Annotated in this window: 16 protein-coding genes and 2 rRNA genes; 9 read left to right on the top strand and 9 right to left on the bottom strand. The window is 72.2% G+C overall.

The window, feature by feature from the left end:
* Positions 1–284 precede the first annotated feature (284 nt).
* Positions 285–1,034, top strand: coding sequence for a helix-turn-helix domain-containing protein (locus DV20_RS27865; RefSeq protein WP_043785448.1), 750 nt, complete (start codon positions 285–287; stop codon positions 1,032–1,034).
* Positions 1,035–1,280: 246 nt separating this feature from the next.
* Positions 1,281–1,886, top strand: coding sequence for a response regulator transcription factor (locus DV20_RS27860; protein ID WP_043785534.1), 606 nt, complete (start codon positions 1,281–1,283; stop codon positions 1,884–1,886).
* On the opposite strand, the gene DV20_RS27855 is transcribed toward DV20_RS27860, so the two are convergent.
* From DV20_RS27855 to DV20_RS27845, 3 genes are all read right to left on the bottom strand, one after another.
* Positions 1,828–3,060, bottom strand: a complete 1,233-nt coding sequence (locus DV20_RS27855) for a sensor histidine kinase (protein ID WP_160169760.1) — start codon at positions 3,058–3,060, stop codon at positions 1,828–1,830. The genes DV20_RS27860 and DV20_RS27855 overlap by 59 nt on opposite strands.
* 195 nt (positions 3,061–3,255) lie before the next feature.
* Positions 3,256–4,695: a SagB/ThcOx family dehydrogenase gene (locus tag DV20_RS27850; RefSeq protein WP_043785445.1), complete on the bottom strand. Its 1,440-nt coding sequence runs from the start codon at positions 4,693–4,695 to the stop codon at positions 3,256–3,258.
* Positions 4,696–4,746: 51 nt separating this feature from the next.
* Positions 4,747–7,041, bottom strand: a complete 2,295-nt coding sequence (locus tag DV20_RS27845; protein WP_051736148.1) for a TOMM precursor leader peptide-binding protein — start codon at positions 7,039–7,041, stop codon at positions 4,747–4,749.
* 252 nt (positions 7,042–7,293) lie between these two features.
* On the opposite strand from DV20_RS27845, the gene DV20_RS27840 reads away from it, so the two are divergent.
* The 3 genes from DV20_RS27840 (at position 7,294) to DV20_RS27830 (ending at position 10,057) form a co-directional block, all read left to right on the top strand.
* A complete protein-coding gene (locus DV20_RS27840; protein WP_043785442.1) occupies positions 7,294–7,983 on the top strand; it encodes a winged helix-turn-helix transcriptional regulator in 690 nt (229 codons plus the stop codon).
* Between the two features lie 176 nt (positions 7,984–8,159).
* Entirely contained in the window at positions 8,160–8,732 is a 573-nt protein-coding gene (locus DV20_RS27835) for a hypothetical protein (RefSeq protein ID WP_043785439.1), read from the top strand.
* Positions 8,729–10,057 (top strand): copper resistance CopC/CopD family protein, encoded by a 1,329-nt coding sequence (locus DV20_RS27830; RefSeq protein ID WP_043785437.1) that lies wholly within the window; start codon positions 8,729–8,731, stop codon positions 10,055–10,057. Before DV20_RS27835 ends, DV20_RS27830 begins: the two co-directional genes overlap by 4 nt.
* Before the next feature lie 16 nt (positions 10,058–10,073).
* On the opposite strand, the gene DV20_RS27825 is transcribed toward DV20_RS27830, so the two are convergent.
* A complete protein-coding gene (locus DV20_RS27825; protein ID WP_043785436.1) occupies positions 10,074–10,727 on the bottom strand; it encodes a maleylpyruvate isomerase family mycothiol-dependent enzyme in 654 nt (217 codons plus the stop codon).
* A gap of 129 nt (positions 10,728–10,856) precedes the next feature.
* Between DV20_RS27825 and DV20_RS45625 the strand changes: the two genes are divergently transcribed.
* The 3 genes from DV20_RS45625 to DV20_RS27815 all read left to right on the top strand — a co-directional run bounded on the left by DV20_RS45625 (position 10,857) and on the right by DV20_RS27815 (position 13,006).
* Positions 10,857–11,024 (top strand): hypothetical protein, encoded by a 168-nt coding sequence (locus DV20_RS45625; protein WP_160169759.1) that lies wholly within the window; start codon positions 10,857–10,859, stop codon positions 11,022–11,024.
* A gap of 120 nt (positions 11,025–11,144) precedes the next feature.
* The gene (locus tag DV20_RS27820; protein WP_043785434.1) at positions 11,145–12,308 is read left to right on the top strand and encodes a coiled-coil domain-containing protein; all 1,164 of its coding nucleotides are present in this window, start codon (positions 11,145–11,147) and stop codon (positions 12,306–12,308) included.
* Positions 12,309–12,331: 23 nt separating this feature from the next.
* The gene (locus DV20_RS27815; RefSeq protein ID WP_235190984.1) at positions 12,332–13,006 is read left to right on the top strand and encodes a CPBP family intramembrane glutamic endopeptidase; all 675 of its coding nucleotides are present in this window, start codon (positions 12,332–12,334) and stop codon (positions 13,004–13,006) included.
* A 1-nt stretch (position 13,007) separates the two neighbouring features.
* Here DV20_RS27815 and DV20_RS27810 read toward each other — a convergent pair whose 3' ends face one another.
* From DV20_RS27810 to DV20_RS27800, 3 genes are read right to left on the bottom strand one after another with little or no spacing between them, the layout of a single operon-like run.
* Entirely contained in the window at positions 13,008–13,289 is a 282-nt protein-coding gene (locus DV20_RS27810; RefSeq protein ID WP_043785431.1) for a metal-sensitive transcriptional regulator, read from the bottom strand.
* 57 nt (positions 13,290–13,346) lie between these two features.
* Complete coding sequence (locus DV20_RS27805; protein WP_043785430.1) at positions 13,347–15,419, bottom strand: heavy metal translocating P-type ATPase; 2,073 nt, start codon at positions 15,417–15,419, stop codon at positions 13,347–13,349.
* Positions 15,416–15,622: a heavy-metal-associated domain-containing protein gene (locus tag DV20_RS27800; protein WP_043785428.1), complete on the bottom strand. Its 207-nt coding sequence runs from the start codon at positions 15,620–15,622 to the stop codon at positions 15,416–15,418. Before DV20_RS27800 ends, DV20_RS27805 begins: the two co-directional genes overlap by 4 nt.
* A gap of 77 nt (positions 15,623–15,699) precedes the next feature.
* Here DV20_RS27800 and cobF point away from each other — a divergent pair, with 77 nt between their 5' ends.
* The gene (gene cobF / locus DV20_RS27795; protein WP_043785427.1) at positions 15,700–16,461 is read left to right on the top strand and encodes a precorrin-6A synthase (deacetylating); all 762 of its coding nucleotides are present in this window, start codon (positions 15,700–15,702) and stop codon (positions 16,459–16,461) included.
* 334 nt (positions 16,462–16,795) lie between these two features.
* Here cobF and rrf read toward each other — a convergent pair.
* Together rrf and DV20_RS27785 are read right to left on the bottom strand one after the other, a co-directional pair.
* A 5S ribosomal RNA gene (rrf, locus tag DV20_RS27790) occupies positions 16,796–16,912 on the bottom strand.
* Positions 16,913–16,968: 56 nt separating this feature from the next.
* Positions 16,969–17,322 (bottom strand): 23S ribosomal RNA (locus DV20_RS27785); the annotation flags it as partial.

Below are 17,322 nucleotides of genomic sequence, written 5' to 3'. Positions count from 1 at the left end.
GACCGATTTGGTCACCTTGCGCGTTCGACCCGGCGCTCAACGTGCCTGCGCACGTGCCGATGTCATGGATCCAGGTACCCGCTGACCGGCCACTTCACACCCCGGCGGCGGGCATGTGCAAAACGCATGTCCTGGCCCTGTGAAATCCATTCGGAACGGTGCACTGAGCACTTAAGAAGTAGACGGCCGACGACCTACAGTTCTGCCATACCGAATTGCCGACGCCGATCACGTTCGCAGGGGAACGAAGATCGGCCGGCCCGGCGACTGGAGGGACGGCCACCATGGACGAGATCGTGCGGCAGGCCGTGGCACGCGCCATCATGACCATGCGGGACAACCTGGGCGATCGGCTCACCATCGACGACCTGGCCCGGGCCGCGATGTTCAGCAAGTTCCACTTCACCCGGGTCTTCCTCCGGGCGACCGGGCTCTCGCCGGGGCGGTTCCTCTCGGCGCTGCGCCTGGCCGAAGCGAAACGGCTGCTCGTGACCACGGGAATCTCGGTGGCGGACATCAGCCACCAGGTCGGCTACAACAGCGTGGGCACGTTCAGCGCCCGGTTCAGCGGCAGCGTCGGCTTCTCCCCCACGGGGTACCGGCAGCTGCGCGGGATGTCCCCGCGGATCGCCGAACGCACCGGCCAGCCGGAGTCCGAAGTGGCCGTTCGCGGCCACGTCTGGCGGCCGCCGGGCGGGGACACCGGCCCGGTGTTCGTCGGGCTCTTCCCGGCCAAGATCGCCGAGGGCACGCCCGCCCGGTACGCGATCGTGCCCGGAGCGGGCCAGTACACGCTCACCGACGTGCCGCTGGGTTCCTGGTACGTCATCGCCCACGCCTACGGGGCCATCCCGCAGGACGACCGCGGCCCGCGGCCGCTGACCGGCCTGGCCGGGCCCGTGACGGTGCACCGAGGGGTCGCCGCGAGCCTGGTCGACGTCCGGCTGCGGCCGCGGCACGGCTTCGACCCGCCCGTCCTGCTGGCGCTGCCGGACCTGCGGCAGGCGCAGGTCCGCCGTCCGGTCGCGGTCTGAGCACCCGGCGGGCGTCCCGGGGAGGGACGCCCGCCGGGCCCGCCGCCGAGGAAAGGGGATTCCGTGCGCGGGCACCACCAAGCAGTCACCGCGACGGCAGTTCTGCCGTCGCGGGCCGGAATTGACCGAACCGATTCGCCGGTCCGGGTGATCCCGCTGCGTCCGGCGAATGCCGGGACGGCATCGCCCAGTGGCGTACAATTCCGCGAAGGGGGAATGCGCGACCGGGGGAAGCGAGGGACCGACGTGATCAAGGTTCTGCTGGCCGAGGACATGGACATGGTCCGCGGCGCCCTCGTCGCCCTGCTCAACCTCGAGTCCGACATCGAGGTCGTCGCCGAAGTGGACTCCGGGGACGAGATCCTGCCCGCCGCCAAGGCCGCCCGGCCCGACGTCGCGGTCATCGACATCGACCTGCCGGGCAAGGACGGGCTCACCGCCGCCACCGAGCTCCACGAGCACGTGCCGGAGTGCCACACGCTCATCCTCACCAGCCTGGGCCGCCCGGGGACGGTCCGGCGCGCGCTCGACGCCAAGGTGAACGGGTTCCTGCTGAAGGACGCGCCCTCGGACAAGCTCGCCAACGCGGTGCGCTCGGTCGCGATCGGACGGCGCGTCATCGACAGCGAACTCGCGCTGTCCGCGTGGGAAGCCGACGACTGCCCGCTCACGCCGCGGGAGCTGGAGATCCTCGCCCTCGCCGCGCGCGGGCGCAACGTCGCCGACATCGCCTCGGACCTGTTCCTGTCCCCCGGGACGGTCCGCAACTACCTGGCCGCGTCCGTCACCAAGCTCAACGCTCGCAACCGGGTGCACGCGATCCGGATCGCCACCGACGCCGAATGGCTCTGAACGACGCCGGGAACCGGTTCCCCGGCTGAGGCGACAGCCCGAACCGGTCCAGGGGGACGGTGACGCGCAGCAGGTGCGTCCCCCCGGGCCGGATCCCGGCGGTCAGCTCCCCGCCGAGCAGGCTCAGCCGGTGCGCCAGGTTCGGCAGCCCGGCGCCGTGCTCCTCCCCGCGGTCCTCGCCGTCCCCCGGCAGCACGCCGTCGTTGAGCATCCGGAGCCACGCCTGGCCCTCGTCCACCCCGATCGCGAACTCGCACCACGACGCCTCGCTGTGCCGCACCACGTTGGTGGCGCTTTCGCGCAGCACCGTGGCGAACGTGGTGGCCACCGCCTCGGGGAGCTGCGCGGGCAGCTCCGGGTCGAAGCGCACGGTCACCCCGGCCGAAGCCAGCACCGCGGCCGCGGCCCGGCACTCGTCGGCCAGCGAGACCTCCCGGTTGCCGGCCGCCACCGAGCGGACGTCGGCGAGGGCCTTGCGGGCCATGGTGGCCAGCTCGATGAGCTCCTGCTCGGCCTGCGCCGGCTGGGTGTCGACCAGCCGGCGGGCCAGCTCGACCTTGAGCGTGATGGCGGACAGGCTCAGCCCGAGCAGGTCGTGGGTGTCCCGGGAGAACCGCATCCGTTCGTCGGCCACCACCCGGACGGTCAGCTCCCGCCGGTCGCCTTCGCGTTCGGCAGCCAGCCGGACGAACCAGGCCAGGCCGAACACGGCCACCGCGCCCACGGCGGTGAGCACCGTGGCGTGCACACCGTCCGCGATGGCCTCTCCGGACGCGCCGGAGAGCAGGCCGGCGCCACCGGCGAAGAACACGAGCACCGGGACGGACACGGCGGGCTTCGCGACGAGCAGCACGCTGCCCACGAAGAAGCTGCTGAGCACGCTCCAGGACACGCCCAGCTGCACCACCGGCAGCACCCCCAGCACCGCCTGCACGGCCAGTGCCGGGCCCCGGAACCGGATCCGGCCGTAGCCGAAGCCCACCAGGTGCGCGGCGATCAGCGCGAAGACGTACCCGCACGCGAACACCGCGACGGGCCACGACCGCACGGTCCGCAACGGACCCAGCAGGCCGAGCACCCCGATCCCCAGACAGACCCCGGCGTGCACGGCGTAGACGAGCCGGGCCGGAAAAGCCCTGCCGGGCAGCCGATCCCCAGTGTCCGAACGGGACACCGGCAGCACTACTCCATTTGCCACGTCCCGATACCCCGATCGGAGACTTGCGCCGTGTAACCTCGCGGTCGCGATCATGCGACGCCTCCCCAGAAACCACTCCACAGCGCTCAGAACAGCAATCTAACAGCCGTTCCGGGAATTCCCGATCGCCGCGATGGGGGATTTCCGCTGGGTTGGCTGCCGGATCCCGCGCTACGCGGGGAAGTCCAGCACGCACTCACCGACACTGACCTCGGCCGGCCACTCCAGCTTCAGCGCCCGGTCCACCCGATCCCCGGCGTCCACCGGCACCGCGTGCGCGGCCAGTCCCATCGCCTTCGCGGCCAGGTACAGGACCTGCTGCAGTGCCCCCAAGTGGAGCAGCGTCGTCGCGTAGGCGGCGCTGCCGAGCACCCAGGAGATCCGGGACATCCGGGCCGTCACGGTCAGCAGCGCGGCGGGGCGGCGGTGGCCGCCCGCGGCGATCATCGCCATGTCGAGCAGGGTGTCCAGCACCGCCTCGTCGTCGTTGATCAGCGTGAGCGTGTGCCAGAGCGGGTCGTAGTGGTAGATCCCGCGGGCCAGGTCGGCGCCGCGGTTGATACCGACGTAGATCTCCAGCTCGTACAGGCAGGCCACGCTGAAGTAGGGCCGCTGTGACGCCTCGTGCGACGGGCCGCTGGGCAGGTGGGCCGTGCCCACCGAGCGGACCCGGGCGGCGCGGAACAGGAACTCGCCGACCTGCGCGGCCGTCAGCTCCCGGGTACCGAAGTCCGGGCAGCCGTGGTCGCTTTCCAGCAGCGCGGTCAGCGGCGGGTCGGTGGCGGCGAGGGTGCGGGGGTCCGGCCGGGGCAGCGGGAACGTCGGCCCCGCGGTGACCGGCTTGACCACCGGCGGTTCGGCGCCGGACCGGGCCGTGTCGGTTTCCGGCGGCGAACCCCGCTGCCACGTCCGGCTGCGCGCGTGGAACATCAGGTCGTCGTGCGACCAGATCGCCGTCTCCGGATCGCCGTGGTCGGTGAACCGGCCGTCGGCGTCGGCGATCAGCACGACCCCCGCGGCGACGAGGAACTCCACCACGTCGGCGACCACCACCGGGGCCAGCCCGGTGGTGGCGGCCAGCTGCTCCACCGTCGTCGGCGCGGCCAGCGAGGACGCGATCAGCACGGCGGGCGGGCGGAACAGCGCGACCTTGTAGCGCGCGCCCGGCGACTCGGCCAGCAGCGCGCCCTCGTCGGCGCGCAGGGCGGTGAACCGCGACAGCCGCACCTGCCGCCCCGGCGGCAGCGGACCGTCGGGGAACACCGGGAACTGCGTCACGGGGATCGCCGAGAGCACCGGTCCGCGGCCGTCGTTGAGCGCCAGCGAACGCACCACCGAACCGGACAGCCGGGTGAGCACCTTCCGCAGGGAGCCCCGCCACTCGTCGCTGCGCGCCCGGCCCGAGACGGCGAGGTTCGCCATCGACACCGGCCCGAGGGCGAGCCGGCCCAGCGACTCGCGCACGCCCTCGGCCGTGTCCGCGAACTCGTACTCGCCCCACCACGTGATCGCGACGAGGGACCCGTCGTCACCGGCCTCGAGCAACGTGTCTTCGGTCAGCGACCACAGCCGGACCGTTTCGACCTGCCCTTCCGGGCTCTCGGAAGCCACCGCTAACTCCTATACCCACGACGGAAACGTCGTTTCTCCGCACGCAGTTTCCTAGAGGAACATGGGGAACGGGTTGAGACCTTCGTGAGGCGTCGGCTCGGCCAGCCTGCCGAGCCGCACCGGAACGTCGAACAACCGGCCGGGCGCGAACCGGGACCAGAACGGGCGCAGGCCGGGGGCCAGCACCTTGGCCACCGGAAGCCCGACGTCGGGCCGGGTCTGGTCGAGCACCAGCAGCTCGCTGCCCGCCTCCGCCAGTGTCCTGGCCAGCGCCATGACGTCGTCGCGGACGTCCGGGCGGTGGACGAAGGCGAAGTCGGCCGCGGTCCGCACCGGCGTCCCGGCGGCGGGCCGCAGGTACGGCTGGTTGGCCACGGTCGCGTACTTGAGCCAGCGGGCCGCATCCGGGTCGTCGACCTCGTGCCCTCCCGTGAGCACGTCCGGCAGCATCTGGTTCAGCTCGGACACTGCGCGCCGCACGGCGATCCGCGGGTCGAGGTGGGCGCCGAAGCCGAAGACGATGTGCTCGTGCGGGCCGTCGGTGCGCCGCGAGGCCGCGACGAACACCGGGACGCCGAGGTCCGACGTCACGTCGAGCACCCACAGTTCGCGGCCCAGCCCGGCGTAGTTCCCGGTCATCTCCTCCAGCCAGCCGTCGCCGAAGGTCGCGAGGTCCACCCCGGGCACCGGCGTGCGGTTGTACCACCACAGGGCGACGGCGTCCCGTTCGACGAGCTCGAGCGTGCCCTGGAGGACGGCGTCCTCGAGGCTGCTGCCGGCCGCGGTGCCGTTGGAGTCCGCGTGCAGGCCCCGGACGCCGCTCGTGGCGGGCACCCCGTAGTAGAGGAACCCGGTGGGCAGCAGCCGGCGCCGCCCGGCCACGGTCCAGACGGGTGTCCAGTCGATCGGGGCCACCGGGTCGAACCGCTCGGGGACGTGCTGGAACAGCCCGTGCGCGCGGTTCCACGCGCTCCGGTCGCGGTACTGGCGCTCGGCGAAGAGCATGCAGTCGTTCGGGTGCACCGCCTCGGCGCCGAGCTCCTCGAACGAGGCCCGGATCCGCAGCTCGTCACCCTGGTAGTTGCCGGAGAAGCGTTCCACGGCCTCGCAGAGGGCGCCGACCTCGGCGTCGATCGGGCTGACCCCCTTGCCGCCGTTCTCGCTGCGCAGCCCGGCCTGCATCCCGGCCATCCCGGTGACGCCGCGGGCGACGTTCAGCCCGGACCGGTAGGAGTTGAGGAACGGCGGCGCCGCCGGGTCCGGCCGGACCTCCTTGACGATCCCGGTGATCGGGCTGATCAGGTGGCGGTACCGCTCGAGCGTCTGCGCCGGCGTCGCGGTGCGGTGCCCGCCGCCGGTCGAGGTGGTCTTGCGGGCCGGCGCGAGCACGACCGGCCGCGCCGCCTGCGCGGCCATCAGCCCGGTGTCCCCGCAGCCGGGGCACTGCGGCCGCCGGCGCAGTTCGTGCTGCTTGCCCTGCATGTCCAGCGTGTCGAGGACCCACACGCTCTGCTGGCCGTCGTGCCGGTAGCCGGCCAGCCACTTGCTGGCCTCGAGCGCGATCAGGTGCGCGGCCGCGGCGGTCAGCGACGGCAGCGCGGCGGCGGGACGGCGCGCCGGGCCTTCGTGGCCCAGCAGCCGCTGGGCGCAGGCCTCCGCGTGCCGGTGCCCCCACAGCCGGTTGGTCAGGCAGTGCCAGCACGCGGATTCGCCGGGCCGCAGCACCGGCCCGATCCACACCTGCGCGGCGGACGGCCGGGCCAGCAGCCACGGGCGACCGGTCCGCCGGTGCTCGGCGTCGATCTCGCCCAGCCGCGGGTCGAGGTAGTCGCTGCAGAGCACGATGCTCAGGTCCGCCGCGGCCGGTGCCGTGCCGGCCGGCGCGACCTCGAGCCCGGCGCCGGCCAGCGCCCGCTCGACGACCCCGGTGTCGATGTCCTCGCCGACGGCGACCAGCCGGACGCCGGGGCGGGTGGCTCGTGAGGTGACCGAAGCCGTGTCGACGCCGCACGCGTCCCAGTAGGCCAGCTCGCGCTCGTCGACCGCGGGTTCGGGCGCCGGGCGGACCGCCACCAGGCCCGCGTCCACCAGCTGCGCGAGGGTCGCGGCGACCTCTTCGGGGGTCATCCCGGCCGGCCGGGCGCGCAGCACCTCGGCGAGCTCGCGGGTGCCGTCGAGCAGCGGCGCGAGCGACTCGATTCGCGCGCCGCGCATCGAGATGACACCCTGTTCGGAGAACAGGTAGGCGCCCTTCCCGGCGTGGACCTCGGCGCGCAGGTGCCGTTTGAAGGCGAGCACGGGGGCGCCGGCGGCCTGCAGCGCGGGTGGCACCGTCGATCCACTCATCTGGACTCCTGTTTCCCGTGCGCGCGATCCGAGAAGGTGGATTCTTCTCGGGTGCCGGGACCTGCGGCCAGTGCGCCGTGCACCGAACCGCATATGCGAAACGCATGTCCGTTCGCGTGAAACGCATGTCCGAGGGGTGTGCTCCGCACTGGTCCGTGCCGCCCGCCGTTCGTCAACCTGGTTCTCGAGGGCTTTGCGCCCGCGGGCTCCGCCCCGGCCCGTTCGACCGAGACCCACAAGTGAGGATCGAGTATGACGACCACTCGCACCTACGGACAGTTCTGCGGCTTGGCGCGCGCTCTCGAAATCGTCGGGGAGCGGTGGTCCATGCTCGTCATCCGCGATCTCGTGCTCGGCCCGAAACGCTACACCGACCTGCAGCGCGGCCTGCCGCGGATCCCGGCCAGCATCCTGTCCTCCCGGCTCAACGAGCTCGAGCAGGCCGGGGTGATCCGCCGCCGGGTGCTGCCCCAGCTGGACGCGAGCCTGGTCTACGAGCTCACCGAGTACGGCAGCGAACTCGACCACATCCTGCTCGACCTCGGGCTGTGGGGCGCCCGGTCGCTGGGGCACCCGAAGGACGACGAGGTCTTCACCAACGACGCCGCGATCCTCTCCCTCTACACCACGTTCCAGCAGGAGGCCGCGGTCGGCGTGCACGTCACCTACGTGCTGCGCCACAGCGACTCGCTGATCATCCACGCGATGATCGACGACGGGACGCTGAAGGTCGGCTCGGGCGACCACCCGGCGGCCGACCTGGTCATCGAGCCGCAGGGCCCGGAGCTGATCGACCTGGTGAACGGCCAGCTCACCGCGTCCGAGGCGATGGCGACGGGCCGGGTGCGGATCGAGGGGGACTTCGCCCACCTCGAGCTGTTCACGAAGCTGTTCCGCATCCCGCCGAAGCCGGAGCTGCCGGACGGCCTCGCCTTCCACTGACCTCCTCCGACGCGGGCCACGGGGCCGGCAGCCGTCCTCGCGGGCGGCTGCCGGCCCCGTTCGCCGGGTGCCGGACAGCCGCACAAGATCGGCAATCCGGAGTAAGGGATCGAACGCATCCGGCGGCTAAGGTCAACGAACCCGCCGTTTTCCGCACTCCGAGCAGAGGGGCACACATGTCGACGTCCGAAGTCACTCGGCCGTCCGGCTTTCTGGGGAACCTGAACAGCAGGAACCACCACCGGGCGCTCACCGTGTTCATGATCATCGTGGTCGCGCACTGGACCGAGCACATCGTGCAGGCCGTCCAGATCTACGGTCTCGGCTGGCCCACTTCCCGGGCGCGCGGCGTCCTCGGCCTGCCCTTCCCCTGGCTGATCTCGCAGGAGTGGCTGCACTACGGCTACGCCCTGGTGATGCTGGTGTTCCTGTGGGTGCTGCGGCACGGCTTCGCCGGCCGCTCCCGGCAGTGGTGGAACCTCGCGCTGGCCCTCCAGTTCTGGCACCACATCGAGCACCTGCTGCTGTTCGTCCAGGCGCAGAGCGGCTGGCGCCTGGCCGGCGCCAAGGTGCCCACCAGCATCGTCCAGCTGCTGATCCCGCGCGTGGAGCTGCACCTGTTCTACAACACGATCGTCACCATCCCGATGATCGTCGCGGTCGTCCTGCACCGGCGCGCCTCGGCCGCCGAGCGCGAGCTGACCCAGTGCCTCTGCGGTCAGCCGAAGCAGCCCGCGCTCGCCTCGTGAAGCGGGCGCTGGCCCTGCTGGCCTTCCTGATCGGCTGGCTGGTGCTCGGCGCGACTCCGGCTTCCGCGCACGTCGAGATCGTCTCGTCGGCCCCCGGGGACGGCGCCCGCCTGAGCGCGGCGCCGTCCCTGGTGTCGGTCACCCTGTCGGAGAACGTCGGGATCCAGCCGGGGTCGATCAAGGTCGTCGACCTGGCGGGCACGCAGGTGGACACCGGCCCGGTGTTCCAGCCCGGCGAGGCCGCGGAGCAGGTCGCGGTCCGGCTGAAGCCGGACCTGCCCGACGGCAGCTACCTCGTCGAGTACGCCTTCGTCTCCGCGGACTCCCACCCGGTGCGCGGCACCTTCGCCTTCGTGGTCGGTACCGGACCGCTGGTCACCTCGGCCGGCGCGGTGTCCGCGGCCACCGGCACCGACGGGGCCGTGAACGCGGCGTCGACGGCGGTGCGCTGGCTCGCCTACCTCGGCGTCGTGCTGCTCGGCGGGCTGGCGTTCGTGCTGCTGTGCCGCCCCGCCGCCCGCACCGACCGCCGCGCCCGCCTGCTGCTGAACCTGGGCGCGGGCCTGGTCGCGGCGACGACCGTCGCCGCGTTCGTGCTGCAAGGGCCGTACGCCGCCGGGCGGGGCCTGCCGGCCGTGTTCGACCCGGGCTTGCTCGCCGACACCCTGCGCGTGGCCTACGGCAAGCTGCTGCTGCTTCGGCTGGCTGCCGTGGTGGCGCTGGTCGTGCTGCTGCCGCGCCTGCTGCGGGCCGGGCAGCCGGACCGGTCGCGGTCCCGGTCCGAGAACGCGGCCATGATCACCGGGTTCCTCGTGCTGTTGAGCTTTTCGGCCACCGGGCACCCGGTGACCGACCCGGTCATGTTCGTGTCGGTCACCGCCGACCTGGCGCACTTCGGCGCGATCGCCGTCTGGGCCGGTGGCCTGGTCCAGCTGGCGCTGGGGTTGTACCGGCCTTCGCCCGGCGAAGACCTGACTCCGGTCGCCAGCCGGTTTTCCCGGCTCGCGACGTGGTCGGTGACGGTGATCGCGATCAGCGGCGCGGTGCTGGCGTTGCGGATCATGCCGTCGGTCTCGACGCTGTGGACCACCGGGTTCGGCGGGCTGCTACTGCTGAAGATCGCCGGGTTCGTGGTGCTGCTGGCGGTGGCGAGCCGGTCGCGCCGGGCGGTGCACCGGGGACGGCCGGCGGGGGCCGTGGGCGGGACCGCGACGGTGGCCGTCGACCTGCGGAAACTGCGGGTCGCGGTCGTGGTGGAGGTGCTGTTGAGCGTGGTGGTGCTGGCGCTGGCCGCGCTGCTCACGGTGACGCCGCCCGGAGGCTGAGAAGGGCGCGGCGGCACTACACCCCGGGTGCCGCGGGCGGGCTGAACGGGCCCCACGTGAACGCCGGTAGCCACTGGCTCGGGGGCTCGCTCCAGTCCAGCTCCGCCAGCTGGCCGGGCGATCGCCGTCCGGCCAGTGCGCGGTACAGCTCGAGAGCGGGGGCCGTCAGTGCTGCCGCCGGCCGGCCCTCGCCCGCCGTCCACTCCGAGCCGCCTGTCGTGCGGAGCCGCAGTGCGGGCAGGCCGCGGGCGGTGATCGAGCCGGAGAAGCCGCGGACCAGCACTTCGAAGCTCGGGGCCCAGGCCAGGTGCTCCGCCGGCGGGGGAACGCCGAGTGCGGCGCGCAGGTCCAGCTCGTGGGTGAAGGCGTCCATCACCATCACCTCGCCGGTGCGGCCGCCCGCCTCTGCGAGGCGGCGGTCGAGGTCCTCGCCGAGGTCGTCCCAGTGGTCGAGCAGGGCGGGAACGCCCGCCGGGGCCGGGGGCGGGGTGCCGCCGTGGCGGGTGAGCACCCGCGCGGCGATCGTGGTGAGGTGGGCGAGGAGGTCCTCGACCGTCCACTCCGGACACGCCGGGACCGGACGGCGGTGGCCGGCGGGCCTGCCCTCCAGCAGGGCGCGAACGCCGCGCCGTACTTCCGGGTAGCCCACGAAGTCCGGCGCCGGCCCCATCGCTGTCACACGTCCCACCTCACCCTGGCACGATCGGTGCTCCCGGCCAGTATGTCCTGGTGACGGGCCTGGCGGTTCTTCCCGCTTGCCGACCCGCGACGCCCGGGAGGCCGTGATCTCGCCCACCCTGTGGTCCCCGTCGGCCGCGACGCGTTTTCCGAAGAGGCGCAACGCATTGCGCTCGTGAACCTGCGCATGGACGGGCGCGGTGATCGCTACGACCTCGCCGGCGAACCGGCCGAACTGCCCGGCGCGCGGAGCACGCCCACCGGCCGCGGGCAACCGTTCGACGAATGATCGCCCGCCCGGGCAGCGCTCGGCGGCGGGTTTGCGGCACACTGGGGTGGACGTGAAATTCCCCGGTACCGCAACGAAATCACGCGGCCGGGGAGAAACCATCCAATTCGGAGGTGAGGCATGGCCCCCGGCGGCGGCGAGGACGTGGCGCACACGCAGCCCGGATTCGACCTGGCGTGGCGCGGTTTTCACCGCGCTCAGGTCGCCGAATACGTCGAGTGGGCCGAGGCCGAGATCCGCAGACTCACCACCGAGCGCGACGCGGCGCGGCAGCGCGGGGCCGCGCTCGCCGAGGAGAACCGTGAGCTCCGCGTGAAGATCGACCGGATCAGCCTGACCCCGATCCCGGCGGACGCGCTGCAGGAGCGCTCGCGCCGGATGATCGAGCTGACCCGCGAAGAAGCCGCGGAAATCACCGCACAGGCAAGGCAAACGGCCGAGCGGATCCGCCGCGAGGCCGAGGCGGAGGCCGTCCGCCTCACGGAGAAGGAACGCCGCCTGGTCGCCGAAGCCGAGGCCGAAGCCGAGCGGCGGCGGGCCGAGCACGAGCAGTTCGTCCAGGCGGCCGAGCAGCGCCGCCGCGAGCTGGACGAAGCGGCGGCCCACCGCCGAGCCGAGCTGGAAGAGGACCACAAGCGAGCCATGACGGTCCGGCGCGCCGACGCGATGCGCGAGCTGGCCGAGCAGGAAGCGGCCGCCCGCGCCAAGGCCGACCAGCTGGTCGCCACCGGCGAAGCCGAGCTGGCGTCGGCCCGCGAGAAGGCCGCGCAGGTGGTCGCGGACGCCACCCGCCACAGCGAGACGCTGGTCGCAGCCGGGGAAGCCGAGCTGGCGACCGCCCGCGAGAAGGCCGCCCAGCAGGAAGCAGCCGCCCAGGCCAAGGCCGACCAACTGGTCGCGACCGGCGAAGCCGAGCTCGCTTCCGCCCGCGAGAAAGCCGCCCAGCACGAAGCAGCCGCCCGCGCCAAGGCCGACCAGCTCGTCGCGACCGGCGAAGCCGAGCTCGCTTCCGCCCGCGAGAAGGCCGCGCAGATCGTCGCGGACGCCACCCGCCACGGCGAAACGCTGGTCGAGGCCGCCCAACGCGAGGTCACCGCGCTGTCCGAAGTCCGCGACAAGCTCCACGCGAGCCTCGCCGGCTGCCGCGCCCTGCTGGCCGACGCGGCCGTGACGCTCGACGAGCGCCCGGGCCCGTTCGACCCGGAGGCGACGTTGCCGATGTCGAAGAGAGTGCCGGTCCAGCGGCGCTCCCCCGCGGACGACCTCACTGACGCGGTCGGTTGACGCAGCCCTCTCCGGCTCGGCGGGTGCCGGCCGTGGTCGTGGCGCTGCTGACGCTCGCCGCGTCGACGATCCTGGCCAACCGCGTGCTGCCCGGCTGGGCGTACCCCCTGTGCGGCCTGGTCGCGGCGATCGTCCTGGTCCTGCTCGGCCGCGCGGCCGGGTGCCCCTGGCGTGACCTGGGCTTACGCGGCTTCCGCCGTCCGGCGCTCGTCGGCTTGGCCGGGGCCGGGCTGGTCGCGCTCGTGTTCGGGATCGCGCTGGCGGTGCCCGCGCTGCGCACGGTCTACCAGGACGGCCGCGTCGGCGACCCGGATGTGGGCCAGCTGCTCTGGCTGACGTGCGGCCGCATCCTGTTCGGGACGGTCCTGATCGAGGAAGTGGCGTTCCGCGGCGTGCTCCCGGCCCTGTTCGGGGCCACCGACGACCGGTGGCGCTGGGGCCCGATCGTGGCGGCCGCGGCGCTGTTCGGCCTGTGGCACTTTCTCCCCGCGCTGGCGATCGGCCGCAACGCGGCGGTTCACGCCGCGTTCGGCTCGACGCCGGCCGTGGTGCTGCAGCTGCTGGCCATGACGGCGGCCGGGGTGGCGGGTGTCTTCATGCACTGGTGGCGGCACACGGGCCGGGGCGTCCTCGCGTCGGCGATCGTGCACTTCACGACGAACGCCGGCGGCCTGACCCTGGCGGTGCTGGTGCGCTGAGTTACGAACGGACCAGCCTCGCGATGGCGTCCGACGCCTCCCGCACCTTCAGATCCGCTTCCTCGCCGCCCGCCGCCGCGGCCTGGACCACGCACGTCGCCAGGTGCTCGTCCAGCAGCTCCAGCGAGAACGACTGGAGTGCCTTCGTCGCGGCCGAGACCTGGGTCAGGATGTCGATGCAGTACTTGTCCTGCTCGACCATCCGCTGCAACCCGCGGATCTGCCCCTCGATCCGGCGCAGGCGCTTCAGATAGGCGTCCCGCTCGCTGCCGTAACCCGTCATCGCCCACCTGTCCCCGTCCTCGGCTCCCGTGCCACCCGACTATACCCTCCCGGGGTGTCAGCGGAACCGGCGCAACCGGAGGCTGTTGCTCACCACGAACGCCGACGAGCATGCCATCGCCGCGCCCGCGATCATCGGGTCGAGCAGGCCGAGCGCGGCCAGCGGCAGCGCCGCCACGTTGTACGCGAACGCCCAGAACAGGTTGCCCTTGATCGTCGCCAGCGTGCGGCGGGCCAGGCGGATCGCGTCGGCCGCCGCACGCAGGTCGCCGCGCACCAGCGTCAGGTCGCTCGCTTCGATCGCCGCGTCGGTGCCGGTGCCCATCGCCAGGCCCAGGTCGGCCTGGGCGAGGGCCGCCGCGTCGTTGACGCCGTCGCCCACCATCGCCACCACGCGCCCCTCGGCCTGCAACCGCTTGACGACGGCGACCTTCTCCTCCGGCAGCACCTCGGCGACGACCTCGTCGATCCTGGCCTCGGCCGCGATGGCCCGCGCGGCGCCGGCATTGTCGCCGGTCAGCAGCACCGGCGTCAGGCCGAGTGCGCGCAGCTCGGCAACAGCCCGCGCGGACGTCGGCTTGATCGTGTCCGCGACGACCAGCCGGCCGCGGACTTCGCCGTCCCAGGTCACGCCGACCGTCGTCCCGGCGCCGCCCTCGGCGCGTCCGACGCTGACGGTGCGTCCTTCGACCTCGCCGGTCACGCCGATCCCCGGTGTGCTGCGGAAGTCCGTGACCGCCGGAAGCGTGCCGAACCGCTGTTTCGCCGCATCCGCGATGGCGCGGCCGATCGGGTGTTCGGACGCGGCCTCGACGGCGCCCGCCAGCCGGAGCGCTTCGCCGTCGCCCTCGACCAGGGTCATCCGGCCGGTGGTGACGGTGCCGGTCTTGTCCAGGACGACGGTGTCCACGCGCCGCGTGTTCTCGAGCACCTCGGGGCCCTTGATGAGGATGCCGAGCTGGGCGCCACGGCCGGTGCCGACCAGCAACGCCGTCGGCGTCGCCAGGCCGAGCGCGCACGGGCACGCGATGATCAGCACGGCGACCGCGGCGGTGAACGCGTCGTCCGGGCGGCCGCCGGTCGCGAGCCAGACCACCAGCGTGGCCAGCGCCGTGAGCACCACCGCCGGGACGAACACCGCGGAGACCCGGTCGGCGAGCCGCTGGACGTCGGCCTTGCCGTTCTGCGCCGCCTCGACGAGCCGGGCCATCTGCGCCAGCCGGGTATCCGCGCCGACGCGGGTCGCGCGCACGAGCAGCCGCCCGCCGGCGTTGACGGTCGCGCCGGTGACCGCGTCACCCGGCCCGACCTCGACCGGCACGGACTCCCCGGTGAGCATGCTCGTGTCGACGGCGGAGCCGCCTTCGGTGACCACGCCGTCGGTGGCGATCTTCTCGCCGGGCCGGACGACGAAGACGTCGTCGACCTGGAGGTTCTGCGCGGGGATCAGGTGCTCGTCGCCGTCGCGGAGCACGGTGACGTCCTTCGCGCCGAGGTCCATGAGCGCGCGGAGGGCGGCGCCGGCGCGGCGCTTCGAGCGCGTCTCGAAGTAGCGGCCGGCCAGGATGAACGTGGTGATCGCGGCGGCCACCTCGAAGTACAGGTGGTGGTGACCGGCGCCGAAGAGCAGGGCGTACAGCGACCAGGCGACCGAGGCGACGACGCCGAGCGAGATCAGCGTGTCCATCGTGGCGGTGGCGTGCCGCAGGTTGAGCGCGGCGGCGCGGTGGAAGGGCCACGCGCCCCAGGTCACGACCGGGGCGGCGAGGGCGAGCGCGGCCCACGGCCAGCCCGGGAACTGCCAGGCGGGGACCATCGCGAGCCCGATCAGCGGGATCGTGAGCCCGGCGGAGACGAGCAACCGCGTGCGCCACGCGGACGTCTCGTCGAGCCTCTCCGGTTCGGGCAGCCGCGCGGAGTAGCCGGCGGCTTCGACGACGGCTTTGAGGTCGTCGACCGACAGCCGCGGCGGGTAGCTGACCTGCGCTTTTTCGGTGGCGTAGTTGACCGTCGCGGTGACGCCGTCGACCTTGTTGAGCTTGCGTTCGACGCGGGCGGCGCAGGACGCGCACGTCATCCCGCCGATGGCGAGCTCGACGCGGGCCGCGGCGGCCACCTCGGCCGGGCTCACGCGACCAGGCGGTAGCCGGCCTCGGTGACCGCGGCGGCGACCGCATCGGTGGTCAGCGGCGTGTCACTGGTCACGGTCACGCGGCCGCTCTCGACGTCGACGTCCACCTGCCGGACGCCCTCGAGCTCGGAGACCTCCTCGCGGACCGAGGTGGCGCAGTGTCCGCAGGTCATGCCCTCGACGGTGTAGGTCGTTTCGGCCATTTCCCGCTCCTTTCGTCTGCCTTCTTTATACCCATCGGGGGTAGGGGTTCACCATCGGGGGCCGTCAGACTCGCGGCATGCGGAAGCTCTACGCTATCGGGATCGGCGCCGGCGACCCGGAGCACCTGACGGTGCAGGCGATCGATCGCCTCAACCGCGTCGACGTTTTCTTCGTGCTCGACAAGGGGGCCGAGAAGGCCGACCTGGTGCGGCTGCGGCAGGAGATCCTCGACCGGTTCGTGACGCGGGAGTACCGCGTGGTGCTGGTGCCGGATCCCCCGCGCGACCGCACCCCGGCGGACTACCGCGCGGCCGTGGCCGACTGGCACGCGGCGCGGGCGTCGGTCTACGAGTCCGTGATCCGCTCGTCGCTGTCCCCGGACGAGGTGGGCGCGTTCCTGGTGTGGGGCGACCCGTCGCTGTACGACAGCACGATCGCGTTGATCGAGGCGGTGCTGGCGCGGGGGAACGTGGCCTTCGAGTACGAGGTGGTGCCGGGGATCAGCAGCATCTCGGCACTGGTGGCCCGCCACCGGACGACGATGAACCAGATCGGCCGGGCGGTCCAGCTCACCACGGGCCGCCGTCTCGCCGCCGGCTGGCCGGAGGGGGTCGACGACGTGTTCGTCCTCCTGGACGCCCACACGACGTTCGACCGCTTCACCTCCGAGGGCCTGCACATCTTCTGGGGCGCGTACGTGGGGACGCCCGACGAGATCCTGATCTCGGGCCCGCTGACTCCCGCCTTGGCTTCCCACATCAGCCAGACCCGCGCCGAGGCCCGGCAGCGCCACGGCTGGATCATGGACACATACCTGCTCCGCCGCCCAGCCGAGTAACCCGTGTCGCCCCTCCAATCACACGAGATGCCCCTTTAATCACGCGTGATGCCCCTCCAATCACGGGTGATGCCTCCTCAGTCACGCGAGATGCCTCCCCAGTCACGCGTGATGCCGCTCCGGTCACGCGAGTCGCGGCTTTGGTCAATTGGGTTGAGGCTGGCTGCGGGTGCTGGGAGGCATCACGTGTGACCCGGCGGGTATCGCGCGTGTCTGGAGGGGCATCACTCGTGATTGAGGGGGCATCACGGCGCCGGCCGGGGCGGGAAAAGGAGAAAGGGCCTGGGCCGGGAGACTGTTGGTCTCTACCGGGCCCAGGCCCTTTCTCAAGTAAGTTCGGCGGTGTCCTACTCTCCCACAACCCTTCGGTTGCAGTACCATCGGCGCTGTCAGGCTTAGCTTCCGGGTTCGGAATGGGACCGGGCGTTTCCCTGACGCTATAACCACCGAAACACTGTGAAACACGCGTGGTGTTTCAGAACCGTAGAGTGGATGCGTAACATCTTTGTAGGCAAGTCCTCGGCCTATTAGTACCAGTCAACTCGACAACACATTACTGTGCTTCCATTTCTGGCCTATCAACCCAATGGTCTGTTGGGGGCCTTAACCCACAAAGGGGTGGGATACCTCATCTTGGAACAGGCTTCCCGCTTAGATGCCTTCAGCGGTTATCCCTTCCGAACGTGGCCAACCAGCCATGCCCTTGGCAGAACAACTGGCACACCAGAGGTTCGTCCGTCCCGGTCCTCTCGTACTAGGGACAGCCTTCCTCAAGTATCCTACGCGCGCGGCGGATAGGGACCGAACTGTCTCACGACGTTCTAAACCCAGCTCGCGTGCCGCTTTAATGGGCGAACAGCC

The sequence above is a fragment of the Amycolatopsis rifamycinica genome (assembly GCF_000695625.1).
Classification (GTDB): Bacteria; Actinomycetota; Actinomycetes; order Mycobacteriales; family Pseudonocardiaceae; genus Amycolatopsis; species Amycolatopsis rifamycinica.
The sequence above is the reverse complement of the archived record's forward strand: the minus strand, read 5'-3'. Positions and strand labels throughout refer to the sequence as shown.